Origin of the sequence: Massilia forsythiae (assembly GCF_012849555.1) — a bacterium.
GTDB classification, from domain to species: domain Bacteria; phylum Pseudomonadota; class Gammaproteobacteria; order Burkholderiales; family Burkholderiaceae_D; genus Telluria; species Telluria forsythiae.
Genome location: NZ_CP051685.1, coordinates 5561276 through 5576592, shown reverse-complemented (window position 1 = coordinate 5576592; position 15317 = coordinate 5561276). Strand labels below are relative to the sequence as shown.

At 66.4% G+C, this 15317-nt stretch carries 14 protein-coding genes; 4 read left to right on the top strand and 10 right to left on the bottom strand.

All coding sequences use genetic code 11. The features are described 5' to 3' along the window. Nucleotides 1-117: 117 nt before the first annotated feature. Nucleotides 118-1620 carry a peptide MFS transporter gene (locus HH212_RS23365; RefSeq protein WP_170204677.1) on the bottom strand — a complete coding sequence of 501 codons (1503 nt, stop codon included), beginning with the start codon at nucleotides 1618-1620 and terminating at the stop codon, nucleotides 118-120. Between the two features lie 234 nt (nucleotides 1621-1854). On the opposite strand from HH212_RS23365, the gene ppnN reads away from it, so the two are divergent. Further along, on the top strand, nucleotides 1855-3225 hold the full coding sequence (gene ppnN, locus HH212_RS23360; RefSeq protein ID WP_170204676.1) for a nucleotide 5'-monophosphate nucleosidase PpnN: 1371 nt from the start codon (nucleotides 1855-1857) through the stop codon (nucleotides 3223-3225). A 169-nt stretch (nucleotides 3226-3394) separates the two neighbouring features. Here the strand turns inward: ppnN and lysS are convergent, their stop codons facing one another. The 3 genes from lysS to prfB form a co-directional block, all read right to left on the bottom strand. Further along, nucleotides 3395-4957 (bottom strand): lysine--tRNA ligase, encoded by a 1563-nt coding sequence (gene lysS / locus HH212_RS23355; protein WP_170204675.1) that lies wholly within the window; start codon nucleotides 4955-4957, stop codon nucleotides 3395-3397. Nucleotides 4958-4982: 25 nt separating this feature from the next. Beyond that, nucleotides 4983-5720 carry an HAD family hydrolase gene (locus HH212_RS23350; RefSeq protein ID WP_170204674.1) on the bottom strand — a complete coding sequence of 246 codons (738 nt, stop codon included), beginning with the start codon at nucleotides 5718-5720 and terminating at the stop codon, nucleotides 4983-4985. Nucleotides 5721-5722: 2 nt separating this feature from the next. Continuing rightward, nucleotides 5723-6827 (bottom strand): peptide chain release factor 2 gene (prfB, locus tag HH212_RS23345; protein WP_170204673.1). Its coding sequence is split into 2 segments (ribosomal slippage): nucleotides 5723-6745 and nucleotides 6747-6827, totalling 1104 coding nucleotides; the frame shifts between segments, so codons are not numbered across the junction. A gap of 153 nt (nucleotides 6828-6980) precedes the next feature. On the opposite strand from prfB, the gene HH212_RS23340 reads away from it, so the two are divergent. Both HH212_RS23340 and HH212_RS23335 read left to right on the top strand, forming a co-directional pair. Further along, entirely contained in the window at nucleotides 6981-9008 is a 2028-nt protein-coding gene (locus HH212_RS23340; protein ID WP_170204672.1) for a bifunctional 2',3'-cyclic-nucleotide 2'-phosphodiesterase/3'-nucleotidase, read from the top strand. Between the two features lie 7 nt (nucleotides 9009-9015). Beyond that, nucleotides 9016-9441, top strand: a complete 426-nt coding sequence (locus HH212_RS23335; RefSeq protein WP_170204671.1) for an SEL1-like repeat protein — start codon at nucleotides 9016-9018, stop codon at nucleotides 9439-9441. A gap of 9 nt (nucleotides 9442-9450) precedes the next feature. Here the strand turns inward: HH212_RS23335 and HH212_RS23330 are convergent, their stop codons facing one another. Further along, nucleotides 9451-10173 (bottom strand): GAF domain-containing protein, encoded by a 723-nt coding sequence (locus tag HH212_RS23330; RefSeq protein WP_229217428.1) that lies wholly within the window; start codon nucleotides 10171-10173, stop codon nucleotides 9451-9453. Between the two features lie 269 nt (nucleotides 10174-10442). On the opposite strand from HH212_RS23330, the gene HH212_RS23325 reads away from it, so the two are divergent. Further along, the gene (locus HH212_RS23325; RefSeq protein WP_170204669.1) at nucleotides 10443-12035 is read left to right on the top strand and encodes a methyl-accepting chemotaxis protein; all 1593 of its coding nucleotides are present in this window, start codon (nucleotides 10443-10445) and stop codon (nucleotides 12033-12035) included. Here the strand turns inward: HH212_RS23325 and pqqE are convergent. The 5 genes from pqqE to pqqA all read right to left on the bottom strand — a co-directional run bounded on the left by pqqE (nucleotide 12019) and on the right by pqqA (nucleotide 15267). Continuing rightward, complete coding sequence (gene pqqE, locus HH212_RS23320; RefSeq protein ID WP_170204668.1) at nucleotides 12019-13206, bottom strand: pyrroloquinoline quinone biosynthesis protein PqqE; 1188 nt, start codon at nucleotides 13204-13206, stop codon at nucleotides 12019-12021. The genes HH212_RS23325 and pqqE overlap by 17 nt on opposite strands. Continuing rightward, a complete protein-coding gene (pqqD, locus tag HH212_RS23315; protein WP_170204667.1) occupies nucleotides 13194-13463 on the bottom strand; it encodes a pyrroloquinoline quinone biosynthesis peptide chaperone PqqD in 270 nt (89 codons plus the stop codon). The genes pqqE and pqqD overlap by 13 nt, the downstream gene beginning before the upstream one ends. Continuing rightward, nucleotides 13460-14185 carry a pyrroloquinoline-quinone synthase PqqC gene (pqqC, locus tag HH212_RS23310; protein WP_170204666.1) on the bottom strand — a complete coding sequence of 242 codons (726 nt, stop codon included), beginning with the start codon at nucleotides 14183-14185 and terminating at the stop codon, nucleotides 13460-13462. Before pqqC ends, pqqD begins: the two co-directional genes overlap by 4 nt. Next, nucleotides 14182-15096 carry a pyrroloquinoline quinone biosynthesis protein PqqB gene (pqqB, locus tag HH212_RS23305; RefSeq protein ID WP_170204665.1) on the bottom strand — a complete coding sequence of 305 codons (915 nt, stop codon included), beginning with the start codon at nucleotides 15094-15096 and terminating at the stop codon, nucleotides 14182-14184. Before pqqB ends, pqqC begins: the two co-directional genes overlap by 4 nt. 96 nt (nucleotides 15097-15192) lie before the next feature. Further along, a complete protein-coding gene (gene pqqA / locus HH212_RS27865) occupies nucleotides 15193-15267 on the bottom strand; it encodes a pyrroloquinoline quinone precursor peptide PqqA (protein WP_170205640.1) in 75 nt (24 codons plus the stop codon). Nucleotides 15268-15317: the final 50 nt, after the last annotated feature.

Below are 15317 nucleotides of genomic sequence, written 5' to 3'. Positions count from 1 at the left end.
AGCCGACGCCGGCGTCGGTTCGTTCAAGAACATTGTTGCATGAAAAACCGCACCGTCTGGATAGCGCCAAGAACAACGGCGGCCCGCAGGCCGCCGTTTTCATGGCAGTGTCGACGCTTACTTCACGCCATGCATCAGCCGCTGGATCAACGGTGCGACCAGGAACAACAGTACGCCCGAACCGATCAGCGCCCAGAAACCGAAGGTGTAACCCTCCAGCGCCGATTCCGGCGACATGCCTTTTTCGCCCGAGACGAAGCTGGCGAAGATGCCCGACAAATTGTTGCCGATGCCGGTCGACAGGAACCAGCCGCCCATGCCCAGGCCGACCAGGCGCGTCGGCGCCAGCTTGGTGACCATCGACAGGCCGATCGGCGACAGGCACAGCTCGCCCACCGACTGGATCACGTAGACCATGAACAGGGTCCAGAACGGGATCTTGTTGTCGGCGCCGATCAGGTGGGTCAACGCGTACATCAGCAGCAGGAAGGCGAGGCCGTTGAACAGCAGGCCCAGGCCGAACTTGCGCGGGATCGACGGGTTCTTGCGGCCCAGCGCGACCCAGGTGGCGGCGACCAGCGGCGCGCAGGTGATGATGGCGATCGAGTTCACCGACTGGAACCAGGCCGTCGGGAAGGTCCAGCCGCCGAAGTCGCGGCGCACGATGTTCTCGGCCAGGAAGGTGAACGAGCTGCCGGCCTGCTCGAAGAAGCACCAGAACATCACGTTGAAGAAGAAGATGATCAGCATGGCGATGGTCTTGTCGCGCGAGACCTTGCCTTCGCGGATGCCTTCGACCAGCAGCATCACCGCCAGCAGCACGAACAGCACCGACAGGATGCCCTGCAGGCGTTCGGCGCCCAACTGCAGCAGGAAGTACACGCCCGGGATCACGACCAGCGCGCCGATCACGACGTAGGCGACGCGCGCCGGGCTGGCGGCGGCGCCGGCCGGGGCGCCGATGCCCTGCAGCTGGCGGCGGCCGATATAGAACCACACCAGCGACAGCAGCATGCCGATGCCGGCGGCGAAGAACACGACTTTATACGCCGGCATGCCGCCGCTGCCGAACACGTTCTGGGCCAGCACCTGGGTCAGGATCGGCGCGATGAAGGCGCCGGTGTTGATACCCATATAGAAGATGGTGAAGCCGGAATCGCGGCGCGGGTCGGCGATGCTGTACAGCTGGCCGACCATGGTCGAGATGTTCGGCTTGAACATGCCGTTGCCGACGATGATGGTGGCCAGGCCCAGCTTGAAGATATTCGGGTCGGGAATGGTGATGGCGAACAGGCCGAGCGCCATGAACACGGCGCCGACCAGGATCGAGCGCTGGTAGCCGATCACGCGGTCGGCGATGTAGCCGCCGAAGACGGCGCCGGCATACACCAGCGCCAGGTAGGAACCGTAGGTGAGGTTGGCGACGGCCTGGCCTTCGCCGCTGCCGCCGTAGAACTGGGCGACGATGTAGAGCACCAGGGCCCAGCGGATGCCGTAGAAGGCGAACCGTTCCCAGAACTCGGTCATGAACAGCATCCACAGCGGCGCCGGGTGCCCCATGATCTGCCTGAATTCCGGGACCGCCTTGGCTGCGGCGGTCGTAGTAGCTGCACCGCTCATGCGGTTCCTCCTGAAAATCGTTTTTTAGGATGTCTCGTCGGCCTGGTTTCCGCTTCGTGGGCGGACGGCCGATTGCGTCGCATTTTAGTGGAAATCTCACTGAATCTGGCAATTTTTTCCATTGAGAATATTGACGCCGGCAGCACGCGCCCAATTGGCGCCGCAAACCCGCTTGACTTGTCGTATATTGGTGGAAACACCACATTGATTGACTGCAGAAAAAGGAATGCGAACATGAACCACGAGTTAGTCGATGCCCTGATCTCGCCGGAAGGGCGCCTCGAAGTCTTGTCCAAGGCCGAGGTGGCGAAGCTGCTCGATACGCGCCAGGGCGGCCTGTACCAGATCTTCCGCAAATGCGCGCTGGCGGTGCTCAACAGCGGCAGTTCGATCGACGATGGCAAGGAATTGCTGGAGCGCTACAAGGACTTCGACATCAACATCATCCAGCGCGAGCGCGGCATCAAGCTGGACATCCGCGGCGCGCCCGGCATCGCCTTCGTCGACGGCAAGATGATCAAGGGGATCCACGAACACCTGTTCTCGGTGCTGCGCGACATCGTCTTCGTCAGCTTCGAAGTCACGGACAACCCGCGCTTCGACCTGCAGCGTCCGGAAGGCATCACCGATGCCGTTTTCCACATCTTGCGCAACGCCAACGTGATCCAGCCGCAGCGCAATCCGAACCTGGTGGTGTGCTGGGGCGGCCACTCGATCAACCGCGTCGAGTACAACTACTCGAAGGAAGTCGGCTACCAGCTCGGCCTGCGCGAACTGGACATCTGCACCGGTTGCGGGCCGGGCGCGATGAAGGGGCCGATGAAGGGCGCTACCATCGGCCACGCCAAGCAGCGCCGCGACGGCGGCCGCTACCTGGGCATTTCCGAGCCGGGCATCATCGCCGCCGAGTCGCCGAACCCGATCGTCAACGACCTGGTGATCATGCCGGACATCGAAAAGCGCCTGGAGGCCTTCGTGCGCACCGGCCACGGCATCGTGGTGTTCCCGGGCGGCGCCGGCACCGCCGAGGAAATCCTGTACATCCTCGGCATCCTGCTGCATCCGGACAATGCCGAGCAACCGTTCCCGCTGATCTTCACCGGTCCGGCCAGCGCGCGCGCCTACTTCGAGCAGATCGACCAGTTCATCGGCCTGACGCTGGGCGAGGCGGCGCGCGCCCGCTACAAGATCATCGTCGACGATCCGGAAGCGGTAGCGCGCGAGATGCACACCGGTATCCGCCAGGTGCGCGAATTCCGCAAGTCGAGGAGCGACGCCTATTACTTCAACTGGGGCCTGAAGATCGATCCGGAATTCCAGCGCCCGTTCCGCCCGACCCACGAGAACATGCGCAACCTGTCTTTGCACAAGAACCAGGCCACGCACCTGCTGGCGGCCAACCTGCGGCGGGCGTTTTCCGGCGTGGTGGCCGGCAACGTCAAGGAAGACGGCATCCGCGCGATCGAGCAGCACGGCAAGTTCGAGATCCACGGCGAGCCGGAGATCATGGCGCCGATGGACGCTCTGTTGCAGTCGTTCGTGGAACAGAGCCGCATGAAATTGCCGGGCAAGGAATACGTGCCGTGCTATCGCGTAGTGCGCTGAACCGCTAGCGTAATGACGTCGTCCCCGCGCAGGCGGGGACCCATGCTGAGCTTCCAGGCGTAGCGATGCATGGATTCCCGCCTGCGCGGGAACGACGAATCGAGGCCGGCGCAGGGAACGAAAAGGGGCGCCGCGGCGCCCCTTGGTTCATGTCGTTACCACGATCCGATCAATCTTCCTTGCGCAGGTGCGGGAACAGCAGCACGTCGCGGATGTTCGGCGAATCGGTGATGATCATCATCAGGCGGTCGATGCCGATGCCGCAGCCGCCGGCCGGCGGCATGCCGTATTCCAGCGCGCGGATGTAGTCGGCGTCGTAGAACATCGCTTCCTCGTCGCCGGCATCCTTGGCTTCCACCTGCGCCAGGAAGCGCGCCGCCTGGTCTTCCGGATCGTTCAGCTCGGAGAAGCCGTTGGCGATCTCGCGGCCGACCATGAACAGCTCGAAGCGCTCGGTGATGCCGTCGACCGTGTCGGAAGCGCGCGCCAGCGGCGACACTTCGACCGGGTAGTCGATGATGAAGGTCGGCTCCCACAGCTGCGCTTCGGCGGTTTCCTCGAACAGCGCCAGCTGCAGCGCGCCCAGGCCGGCCACCGCGTGCGGCTTGACGCCGAATTTCGCCAGCTCCGCCTTCAGGAAGTCCATGTCGTGCAGCTGCGCGTCGCTGTAGCCGGGCGCGAACTTGTTGATCGCCTGGACGATGGTCAGGCGGTGGAATGGCTTCGACAAATCCAGCGCGCGGCCGCCGTAGGTCAGCTCGGCGGTGCCGTGGGCATCGGTCGCGGCCTGGCGGATCACCGCCTCGGTGAAGTCCATCAGCCACTTGTAGTCGGTGTAGGCGGCGTAGAACTCCATCATCGTGAATTCCGGGTTGTGGCGGATCGACACGCCCTCGTTGCGGAAGTTACGGTTGATCTCGAACACCCGGTCGAAGCCGCCGACCACCAGGCGCTTCAGGTACAGCTCCGGCGCGATGCGCAGGAACATCTGCATGTCCAGCGCATTGTGGTGGGTGACGAAGGGTTTGGCCGCGGCGCCGCCCGGGATCGGGTGCAGCATCGGCGTTTCCACTTCCATGAACTGGTGTTCCTGCATGAAGCGGCGGATCGACGCGATCGCGGCGGTGCGCGCCTTGAAGGTGCGGCGCGTTTCCTCGTTCATGATCAGGTCGACGTAGCGCTGGCGGTACTTGGTCTCCTGGTCCGCCAGGCCGTGGAACTTGTCCGGCAGCGGGCGCAGCGACTTGGTGATCAGGCGCAGCTTGGTCACCTTGACGGTCAGTTCCTCGACCTTGGTCTTGAACAGGGTGCCTTCCACGCCCAGGATGTCTCCCAGGTCGTAGCTGCGCAGCGCTTCCATGGCTTCCTCGCCGGCGTTGTCGAGGGTGACGTAGATCTGGATGCGGCCATCGGCGCGCACGCCGGAGGCGTCCTGCAGCGTCGCGAACGCCGCCTTCTTGCCGGCTTCGCGGCGCAGCATCATGCGCCCGGCCAGCACCACCTGTTGCGGCTCGGCTTCCAGTTCTTCGCGGGTCCAGCCGCCGTACTGCTCGACCAGGTCGGCCGCCTTATGCTGCGGGACGAAGTCGTTGGGGAAGGCCACGCCCCTGGCGCGGATCGCGCCCAGCTTGGCGCGGCGCTCGGCGATGATCTTGTTGTCGTCGGCGCCCAGTGTGGTCTGGGCCTGGCCGGCTTGTTCCTGGCCGGTTTGTTCTTGGTTGTCGTTGCTCATGTCAGGATTCAATCTCGTTTCGGTATCAGGCCGCCGGACGGCCGGCCTGCGGTGCGCCGGGCGCCGGTTCGCCGGGCGCCGCTTCGTCGTCGAACAAGTCGGCCAGGGTCAGCTGGGAAAAGTCGCGCACGATGCGGATCACGTTGTCGAACTGCGCGAAGTCCGAGGCGGGCAGGGTGGTGGTCAGCACCACCGCGCGCATGCCGGCGCGGCGCGCCGCTTCCACGCCCAGCGGCGCGTCCTCGAACACGATGCAGTGGGCCGGATCGGCGCCCAGCGTCTCGGCCGCCTTCAGGAACACGTCCGGGTGCGGCTTGCCGCGCTCGACGTCGGCGGCGCCGACCACGGCGTCGAAGTGGCGCCGGATGTCCATCTCGTCGAGCGTGAACACGATGTTGGCCGGCGGCGCCGAGGTGGCCACCGCCAGCGGCACGCCGTGCGCGCGCGCCTGCACCACCAGGTCGTCGAAGCCGTCGATGGTACGGCGGTGCGGGCCGTACAGCTCGCGGTACAGCGCATCCTTTTCCTGCGCCAGCAGGGCGACCTCGAAGTCCGGCAGGTCGGCGCCGAGGCGCAGGCGCAGGATCTCGCTGCCCTGGGCGCCGGCGGTCTCGCGGAAGAAGGTGTCGGGCTCATAGTCGAAGCCGCGGCGCGAAAAGAACTGCAGCCAGGACGTCGTGTGGTACGCCATGTTGTCGACGATGGTGCCGTCCATGTCGAAGATGAAGGCGTGGCGGCCGGGGTTGGAAACCGTCTGCGTCATGCTCACACTCCCTGCTTCAGCGAGGCCGAGATGAAGTCGTCCAGGTCGCCGTCCAGCACGCCCTTGGTGTTGCCGGTCTCGAAGTTGGTGCGCAGGTCCTTGATGCGCGACTGGTCCAGCACGTACGAGCGGATCTGGTGGCCCCAGCCGACGTCGGTCTTCGAGTCTTCCAGCTTCTGCTGCTCGGCCATGCGCTTGCGCAGCTCCAGCTCGAACAGCTTGGCGCGCAGCATGTCGAAGGCCTCGGCCTTGTTGCGGTGCTGCGAACGGTCGTTCTGGCACTGCACCACGATGCCCGACGGGGCGTGCGTCAGGCGCACCGCGGAGTCGGTCTTGTTGATGTGCTGGCCGCCGGCGCCGGAGGCGCGGTAGGTATCGATGCGCACGTCGGCCGGGTTGATGTCGATCTCGATCGATTCGTCCACTTCCGGGTACACGAAGATCGACGAGAACGAGGTGTGGCGCCCGTTGGCCGAGTCGAACGGCGACTTGCGCACCAGGCGGTGCACGCCGGTCTCGGTGCGCAGGTGGCCGTAGGCGTACTCGCCGTCGACCTTGATGGTGGCGGTCTTGATGCCCGCGACCTCGCCCTCGGACAGTTCCATGACTTCCGGCTTGAAGCCCTTGCGCTCGCAATAGCGCAGGTACTGGCGCATCAGCATCGAGGCCCAGTCCTGGGCTTCGGTGCCGCCGGCGCCGGCCTGGATGTCGATGAAGCAGCTGGCGTGGTCCATCGGGTTGCTGAACATGCGGCGGAATTCCATCGCCTCGATGACCTTGCGCACTTCATCGGCATCGCCCGACACCGATTCCAGCGTGTCGTCGTCGCCTTCCTCGCGCGCCATCTCGAACAGGTCGTTCGAGTCGGCCAGGTCGGCTTTCGCCTTTTCCAGCGTCAGCACGACGCCTTCCAGCGCCTTCTTTTCCTTGCCGAGTTCCTGGGCGCGCTTCTGGTCGCTCCAGATTTCCGGGTCTTCGAGTTCCTGGTTGACCTGCTCTAGTTTCTCCGACTTCCGATCGAAGTCAAAGATACCTCCGAAGTTCGGCTTCACGGCTGGTCAGGTCGTTCAGCAGGGCGGAGAGGGCGTTGATGCGTTCAGCTTCCATGGTCGGTCACGTTTTATTGGTGGTTGAATCGAACCCTCGATTATACCGGAGCGCGAGGCCATATCGTATAACGGCATGCGGCGCGCAGCGCTATTCTTGCTGCGCAACATCGCACTGCCGTATCATGGCCCTTTTGCCGCCTTCGAAACCGCCATGCCGACCCTGCCGCCGTGCCGTCTCCTTCCGCTTCTTCCCGCCGCGCTGCTGGCGGCGTCCAGCGCCGGCGCCGCGTCCGGCGCGCAACTCGCCGCCGGCACCGGCGCCGTCCTGGCGATCCTGGAAACCACCGACATCCATGCCAACGTGGTCGGCTACGACTACTTCAAGCTGGCGCCCGAGCCGGCGCTGGGCCTGGACCGCACCGCGACCCTGATCGCCCAGGCGCGCCGCGACTTTCCGAATACCCTGCTGTTCGACAACGGCGACACCATCCAGGGCACCGCGCTGGCCGATTACCAGGCCGTCGTGAAGCCGGTCGCGTGCGACGAGCAGCTCGGCATCTACAAGGTCATGCAAAAGCTCGGCTACGACGGCGGCGGCATCGGCAACCACGACTTCAACTACGGCCTGGGCTTCCTGGGCCAGGTCAGCGGCCGGCGCTTCGACCTGCCCGGCCAGGCGGCAGGCAAGGGCGCCGCCTGCCGCGGCCCCGGCTTCCCGCTGGTGCTGGCCAACGTCTACAGCGTCAAGACGCGCGAGCCGATCTTCGCGCCCTATAAAATCATCGAAAAGCGCGTCAAGGCGTTGGGGCCTGGCGGCAAGCCGGTCGAGGCAGTGGTGAAAGTCGGGATCATCGGCTTCACCACGCCGACCATCCTGGCCTGGGACAAGCGCTGGCTGGAAGGCAAGGTCTACACCGAAGGCGTGGTCGAGACCGCGCGCCGCTACCTGCCCGAGATGCGGCGCCAGGGCGCCGACGTGATCGTGGCGATCTCGCACGGCGGCCTGGACGCCAGTCCGTATTCCCCAGGCATGGAAAACGGCAACTACCACCTGGCCCAGGTGCCCGGCATCGATGCGCTGTTGCTGGGCCACTCGCACCAGCTGTTCCCGAACCCGGCCAGCACGGTCCCGCAGTTCAACCTGCCGCACGTCGACAAGGCGCGCGGCACCGTGTTCGGCGTGCCCACCGTGATGGCCAATTTGTGGGGCAAGAACCTGGGCGTGGTGCGCCTGGCCCTGCGCCACGACGGCAAGCGCTGGCGGGTGGAGCAGGACGCCACCGTGGTCGAGACGCGCGCCACCCAGCAGGCCGACAAGTCCTTCGTGGCCGCCGATCCGGCGGTGATGGAACTGGTGCGCGCCGAGCACGAGGCCACCATCCGCTACGTCCAGACCCCGGTGGGCAGCACCGACTTCCGCATGTCGAGCTATTTCGCCGACGTCGGCGACCCGGCAGCGATCCAGGTGGTCAACCAGGCCCAGACCGACTACGTGCGCAAGTACGTGCAGGCCAACCTGCCGCAGTACGCGCAGCTGCCGGTGCTGTCGATGGCGGCCGCGTTCAAGAGCGGCAATGCCGGCGTGGGCGACTACACCGACGTGGCGGCCGGCAGCCTGGCGCTGAACAACGCGGCCGACCTGTACCTGTATCCGAACGCGCTGACTGCGGTGAAGGTCGACGGCGCCGGACTAAAGGCCTGGCTGGAAAAGGCGGCGGGGCGCTTCAACACCATCGACCCGCACAGGACCGAGGCCCAGGAGCTGATCAATCCGGCTTTCCCGAGCTATAACTTCGACACCGTCACCTCGCCCGAGCTGAGCTACGAGATCGACGTCACCCAGCCGCCCGGCAGGCGCATCGTCAAGCTGCAGCTGCGTGGCGCGCCGGTGACGGAGCGGCAAGCCTTCCTGGTCGCCACCAACAACTACCGCGCCAGCGGCGGCGGCAACTTCCCCGGGCTGGACGGCAGCCGCACCGTGCTGGCCTCGCCGGACGCCAGCCGCGACGTGCTGATCGCCTACATCCGCGACGCCAAGCGCCTGTCGCGCGCGGCCAACGGCGCCCAGCGCAGCTGGCGTTTCGCGCCGGTGGCAACCAAGGGGCCGGTGGTGTTCCATGCGGCGCCGGGCAAGATCGAGCTGGCGCGCGCGGCGAATCTGGCCAACGTGTCGGTGCTGCGCGAGGATGACGGCGCCGGCAAGGGCTTTGCGCTGTATGCGGTCGACTTGTCGAAGTGATCGTGGGTTGAGGAAGCTGGCGCTGCTGGCGGTGCTGGCTGGATGGAGCGTGCAGGCTGCGGCGCAGCAGGTGCAGTGCGCGCCGACGGGGGCGCAGGCGTGGTCGCCGGAAGCGGCTTACCGGCTGGGGCTGGCGCTGCGCAATGGCGATGGCCGTGTGCGCGACGCCGCCGCGGCGCTGCGCCTGCTGGCCGAGGCGGCCGAATGCGGCTTGCCGCAGGCGATGTTCATCCTGGCGCACATGCTGGCGGCAGGCGAGGGGACGGCGCCCGACCCGGCGGCGGCGCGGCGCTGGCTGGAGCGCGCGGCGCAGCTGGACTATCCGGAAGCCCTGCAGGAACTGGCGCTGGGCGAATCCGATCCGCAGCGCGCCGACGAGCTGTTGCGCGAAGCGGCGCATGCGCTGCGCCACCGCGCCGCCGAGCAGCGCTAGCAGTGTGAATCAGTGACGCGAGCTGCGGCCGTTGCCGTTACCGTTGCCCTGGATTTCCGACGAAGCGATATCGGCCAGGTCGAGCAGGCTCTGCACTTCGGCGGCGCGCAGGCGGCGCGGTTCGCGGTCGATCACGCACAGGGTGCCGAGCGGCTGGCCGGACTTGTCGCGCAGCGGCACGCCGGCATAGAAGCGGATGTGCGGATCCTGCTGCACCAGCGGATTGTCGCGGAAGCGCTCGTCTTCCATCGCATCTTCCACCACGAACAGTTCGTTGTTGAGGATGGCGTGCGAGCAGAACGCCCAGTCGCGCGGCGTCTCGCGCGCCGCCACGCCGACGCGCGCCTTGAACCACTGGCGGGTCGAGGTCAGCAGCGAGATCAGGGCGATCGGCGATCCGGTGACCATCGAGGCCAGGCGCACCAGGCGGTCGAAGCGCGCCTCGTCCTCGCTGTCGACCAGGCCCGACGCCGCCAGCGCCGCCAGGCGCGAACGTTCGGTGGACGCGACCGGATACGATGGCTTGATGGCCGGCTGGTATTCGGGGTCGGTGCCGGGATTGGGCGTGTTGCGCGCCGCTTCCTCGCTGTGCAGCAGGCCCTGGACCAGGCTCATGCGGGTGCGGCGGTGTCCTCCCGGGGTCTTCCAGGATTCGATCGCACCGCTTTCCATCCAGATCTGCACCGTGCTGGTCGCCACGCCGAGCAGGCGCGCGACTTCGCTGGTGGTCAAAATCGGATCGTCTTCTTTTATGTTGCTCTGCATAAACTTCCTCACTACCCGTCAGTATAACGGATTTGTGAACGCAAATTTTTCTTTTGGAGTCAGACAACAGAATGCCACCTGCCGCGACATCTTCAAAGTAAAATTTGATGCCACAGGGAAATCAATCAAATTTACGCGATTTTACGAAAAAATCTTGAACGATTTGCTAATTTTTCCTCGAACAAACCGGGATTCATGTCGGCGACCCGGCGACAGGACGTACTTGGAGAAGTGATATGGATGAAAAACCGGCGGCATTCAGCGTCAAGACCCGGCTGTATGGCGCATTCGCAGTTGTTGTAACGGTGACACTAGTGCTGGCGTTGTTCTCGATTTCCCGGGTCAGCGGCATCGAACGGGCCTTGCACCGGGCGGACACGCACCGCAATACCGAGCTCGAACCCTTGTATGCGGTGCGCGAAGCGCTCGACCAGACCGGCATCTCCGCGCGCAACGCCTATATTTTTGCCGATATCGCCGATGCCGAGCGCGAGCTCGATTCGGTCGACCGCCACGTGGCCTTGTACCAGGCGGCGCTGCTCAAGCTCGACGCCTCGCTGGGCACGGAGCCGCGCTACCGGCAGGTACGCGAAGAGCTGGACGCGATGAGCCGCGAGCTGAAGCGGCCGCGCCAATACCGCGTGAACGGGCAGATGGCCGAGTTCGGCACTTTCCTGGTCAGGGAATGTTCGCCCTTGCGGCGCAAGATCGTCGCCGATATTGGCGTCCTGCTCGAACAATTGCAGGCCAACGGCGCGCGCGACAGCGCCACGGCCGCCGCCAGCGCTTCGTCGGCGCGGTATACGATCGCTGCCCTGGGCGCCTTGAGCGTGGTGCTGGCGGCGGTGGTCGGCGCCATGCTGGTGCGCAGCCTGCTGCGCCAGCTCGGCGGCGAGCCGGCCTATGCCTCCAGCGTGGCGCACGCCATCGCCGCCGGCGACCTGCAGCAGCCGGTCGACACCCGCGCCGCGGCACCGTCCAGCCTGCTGGCGGCGATGAGCGCCATGCGCGACAGCCTGAGCGGCATCGTCGGCAAGGTGCGCGGCGGCACCGATGCGATCGCCAGCGCCTCCGCCGAAATCGCCTCCGGCAACAACGACCTGTCGCGCCGCACCGAATCGCAGGCGGCCGAGCTGGCGCGCGTGGCCGGCGCCATGAAGCACCTGATCGACTCGGTGCGCTGCAACGCCGGCGACGCGTCCGAAGCCAGCCGCCTGGCAGAGGACGCCGCCGCGGTCTCGCGCGAAGGCGGCAGTGCCGTCGCCGACGTGGTGGCGACCATGAACCTGATCAACGAGTCGTCGCAGAAGATCGTCGACATCATCTCGGTGATCGACGGCATCGCCTTCCAGACCAACCTGCTGGCCCTGAACGCGGCGGTGGAAGCGGCGCGCGCCGGCGAGCAGGGCCGCGGCTTCGGCATCGTGGCGGCCGAGGTGCGCAACCTGGCGCAGCGTTCGGCGGCGGCGGCGAAGGAAGTGCGCACCCTGATCGAGGATTCGGTCGGCAAGGTGGCGGCCGGCACCGGCCAGGTGGCGCACGCCGGCGACACCATGCGCAAGGTGGTCGACGAAGTGCACCAGGTGACCGGCATCATCGCGCGCATCTCGGACGCCACCAGCAGCCAGACCCGCGACATCGAACACGTCGACGCCGCCATCGTCCAGCTGGACGAGATGACGCTGCAGAACGCGGCGCTGGTGGAGCAGGCGGCGGCGGCGTCGCGTTCGCTGCAGGAGCAGGCCGGGCAGCTGGCAGGGCTGGTGAATACCTTTCAGCTGGAAGCCGGGGCCGGCGCCGGTACGGCGCGGCTCACGGCTTCAGCCTGAGGCTGCGCGCGTTGGCATCGGTACGGAACAGGATCGGCTGCTCGACGGCGGCCGGCGGGGTAAACCCGGCGGACCCGGCCGACCCGGCGCGTGCGGCAAAGGCGATCACCCGGTCGACCTCGTGCCGGTGCGGCGACTTGGCGCACACCGGATCGGCCGCCGCGGCGTCGCCCGCCAGCATGAAGGCCTGGCAGCGGCAGCCGCCCAGGTCGCGCGCCTTTTCGTCGCAGCTGCGGCAGGGCTCCTGCATCCAGTCGTCGCCGCGGTAGGCGTTGAAGGCGCGGCTGTCGCGCCAGATGGCGGCCAGGGATGCGTCGCGCACGTTGGGCAGGTCGAGGCCGGGCAGGTCGCGCGCATTGTGGCAGGGCAGCGCGACGCCGTCCGGCGCCACGCCGAGGAATACCTGGCCCCAGCCGTTCATGCAGGCCTTGGGCCGGTCCTCGAAATAATCCGGCACCACGAACAGCAGCTTGCAACGCGCGCCGATGCGCTCGCGGTACTGCGCCACCACGCGCTCGGCGTCGCGCACCTGCTGCAGCGTCGGCATCAACTGATCGCGGTTCTTCATGGCCCAGCCGTAGTACTGCGTGTTGGCCAGTTCCAGGTATTCGGCGCCCAGTTCCAGCGCCATGTCGATGATCTTGCCGACGTGCGGCAGGTTGTAGCGATGCAGCACGCAGTTCATCACCATCGGATAATCGTACTGCTTGATCAGCCTGGCCACCTTCCGTTTCAGTTCGAAGGTGCGCGTGCTGCTCAGGAAATCGTTGAGTTCGCGGGTCGAATCCTGGAACGACAACTGGATGTGATCCAGGCCGGCTTCCTTGAGCGCGGCGATGCGCGTTTCCGTCAGGCCGACGCCGGAGGTGATCAGGTTGCTGTAGAAGCCGAGGCGGCGCGCTTCCGCCACCAGTTCTTCCAGGTCGTCGCGCACCAGCGGTTCGCCGCCGGAAAAGCCGAGCTGTACGGCCCCGAGCGCGCGCGCCTGGCGCAGCACGTCGACCCATTCGGCCGTGCTCAGTTCGTTGCGCACGGCGTCGTAGTGCAGCGGGTTGTAGCAGAACGCGCAGTGCAGCGGACAGCGGTAAGTGAGTTCCGCCAGCAGCCAATAGGGCGGGGGCGGGGGCGGTGCCGACGACGGTGCCGCGGCGCCCTGCATCACACGATCCATTGTTGCTCGGCGGCGTAGGCCAGGAAGTGCTCGATGTCGGGGCGCAGGCCGCCGGCGTCGAACTTCGCCTCCAGCTCCGTGACGATCTGGTCGACGCTGCGCACGCCGTCGCAGCAGGCCAGGATTTCGCCGGCGCTGGCGTTCAGCTTGACCATCCCTTCCGGGTACAGCAGCACGTGGCTGTCCTGGGCCGGCTCCCATTGCAGGCGGAAGCGGCGGTTGATGGCAGGCGTTGCGGGAAAGGAGGGCGTCGTCATTCGGGGTAGGCCTTTTCGATGGCGTCCAGCATGGCCCACAGAATATCCAGCTTGAACTTCAGGATGTCAAGCGCGCGCTGCTGCTGGGCACGGGTCGTGAAGTAGTCCAGCGTGACCGCGAGGCCATGCTCGACGTCGCGCTGGGCCAGCGGGATGCGCGTGCGGAAGTAGGCCAGTCCCGGCGCCTGCACCCACGGGTAGTGTTCGGGCCAGCCGGCCAGGCGGTCCTTGTGGATCTGCGGCGCGAACATCTCCGTCAGCGACGAACACACCGCTTCCTGCCAGGGCGAGCGGCGCGCGAAGTCGACGTAGGCATCGCAGGCGAAGCGCACCGCCGGCACCACGTGCTGCAGCGACCACAGTTCGTTTCTCGGGATGCCGGCGGCCTCGCCGAGCCGGGTCCAGGCTTCCATGCCGCCCTCGGCGTCGCCCTGGTAGTCGCCGTAGCCGTCGTGGTCGAGGATGCGCGCGATCCACAGCCGGCGCGTGGCGCGGTCGTCGCAATTCGACAGGATCGCCGCGTCCTTCTTGGGAATGATGAACTGGTAGTAGAAGCGGTTGGCGATCCAGCCGCGGATCTGCGCCGGCGAGCACAGCCCGGCGTTCATGCGCACGTTGAACGGATGGTGGATGTGGTAGTTCCTGCCCATCGCGCGCAGCTGCGCCTCGAATTCGCTGCGCGACCATGGTTCACGGATGCCGCTCCCGGTGGCGTCGTTCATAGGTCGATCTCCATGCCGTCCACGGCCACCTCGATGCCGTGCGCGGCCAGCACGGCGCGCTGCGGCGCGTCTTCGCGCAGGATCGGGTTGCTGTTGTTGATGTGAATGAGGATCTTGCGGCGCGCCGGCATGCGGTCGAGCACCTCGATCATGCCGCCGGGGCCGGACTGCGCCAGGTGCCCCATCATGCGCGCCGTCTTCCTGGACAGGCCCATGGCCAGCATTTCGTCGTCGCTCCAGCAGGTGCCGTCCACCAGCAGCACGTCGGCGCGGCGCATGGCCGCTTCCACCTGGGGGGTGATCTCGCCCAGGCCGGGCGCATAGAACAGGCTTTCGCCGCTGGTGCCGTTGCGGATCGTCAGGCCGATGTTGTCGCCCGGATGCGGGTCGTCGCGGTGCGGCGAGTACGGCGGCGCCTTGCTGCGCAGTGGCACCGGCAGGAAGGTGGTGGCGTGCAGGGGCGGGATCGTCAGTGCGGCGCCGTCGATGGCGATCGGGCGCGCATCGATGCCGCAGTAATGCCCGAGTACGCGCGTGATCGGCAGCGCCTGCGACAGGTCGGCCAATACCTGCGCGGTGGCATACAGGGGTAGCGGCGTAGCGCGCTCGCGCAGCATCAGCAGGCCGGTGACGTGGTCGATCTGCGCATCCATCAGCAAGACCGCGCAGATGCCGCTGTCGCGCACCGCGCGCGCCGGCTGCAGGGCCGGGTTGGCGCGGATCTGCGCCAGGATGTCGGGCGAGGCGTTGACCAGCAGCCAGTCGCTGCCGTTTTCGCTCACGGCGATCGACGACTGGGTGCGGGCGACGGCATCGATGCTGCCCTTGCGCAGGCCATCGCAGTTGGCGCAGTTGCAGTTCCATTGTGGGAAGCCGCCGCCGGCCGCCGAGCCGAGGATACGGATCTTCAAGCGTTTTTCCAGGGAAGGGGAGACATCGGAGCGGTGGGTGGCGCAGCGGATCCGCCACCCACCGGCGCTGCATGGTCGACAATCAATCGTCGACGATCAACGGTTGGAAATGTACATCGTGATTTCGAAGCCCAGACGGAAATCGATCGCTTGCGGGGTTTGCCAGGTCATGGTGCGTCTCCTTTGGAAGTCGTGGTCGGAATGAACGTGCCGGCAACGCT

Coding starts and splice junctions, on each gene's coding strand:
- HH212_RS23325 (WP_170204669.1), top strand. CDS start 10,443: ATGGATGAAAAACCGGCGGCATTCAGCGTCAAGACCCGGCTGTATGGC.
- HH212_RS23365 (WP_170204677.1), bottom strand. CDS start 1,620: ATGAGCGGTGCAGCTACTACGACCGCCGCAGCCAAGGCGGTCCCGGAA.
- ppnN (WP_170204676.1), top strand. CDS start 1,855: ATGAACCACGAGTTAGTCGATGCCCTGATCTCGCCGGAAGGGCGCCTC.
- lysS (WP_170204675.1), bottom strand. CDS start 4,957: ATGAGCAACGACAACCAAGAACAAACCGGCCAGGAACAAGCCGGCCAG.
- pqqC (WP_170204666.1), bottom strand. CDS start 14,185: ATGAACGACGCCACCGGGAGCGGCATCCGTGAACCATGGTCGCGCAGC.
- pqqE (WP_170204668.1), bottom strand. CDS start 13,206: ATGGATCGTGTGATGCAGGGCGCCGCGGCACCGTCGTCGGCACCGCCC.
- HH212_RS23350 (WP_170204674.1), bottom strand. CDS start 5,720: ATGACGCAGACGGTTTCCAACCCCGGCCGCCACGCCTTCATCTTCGAC.
- HH212_RS23340 (WP_170204672.1), top strand. CDS start 6,981: ATGCCGACCCTGCCGCCGTGCCGTCTCCTTCCGCTTCTTCCCGCCGCG.
- pqqD (WP_170204667.1), bottom strand. CDS start 13,463: ATGACGACGCCCTCCTTTCCCGCAACGCCTGCCATCAACCGCCGCTTC.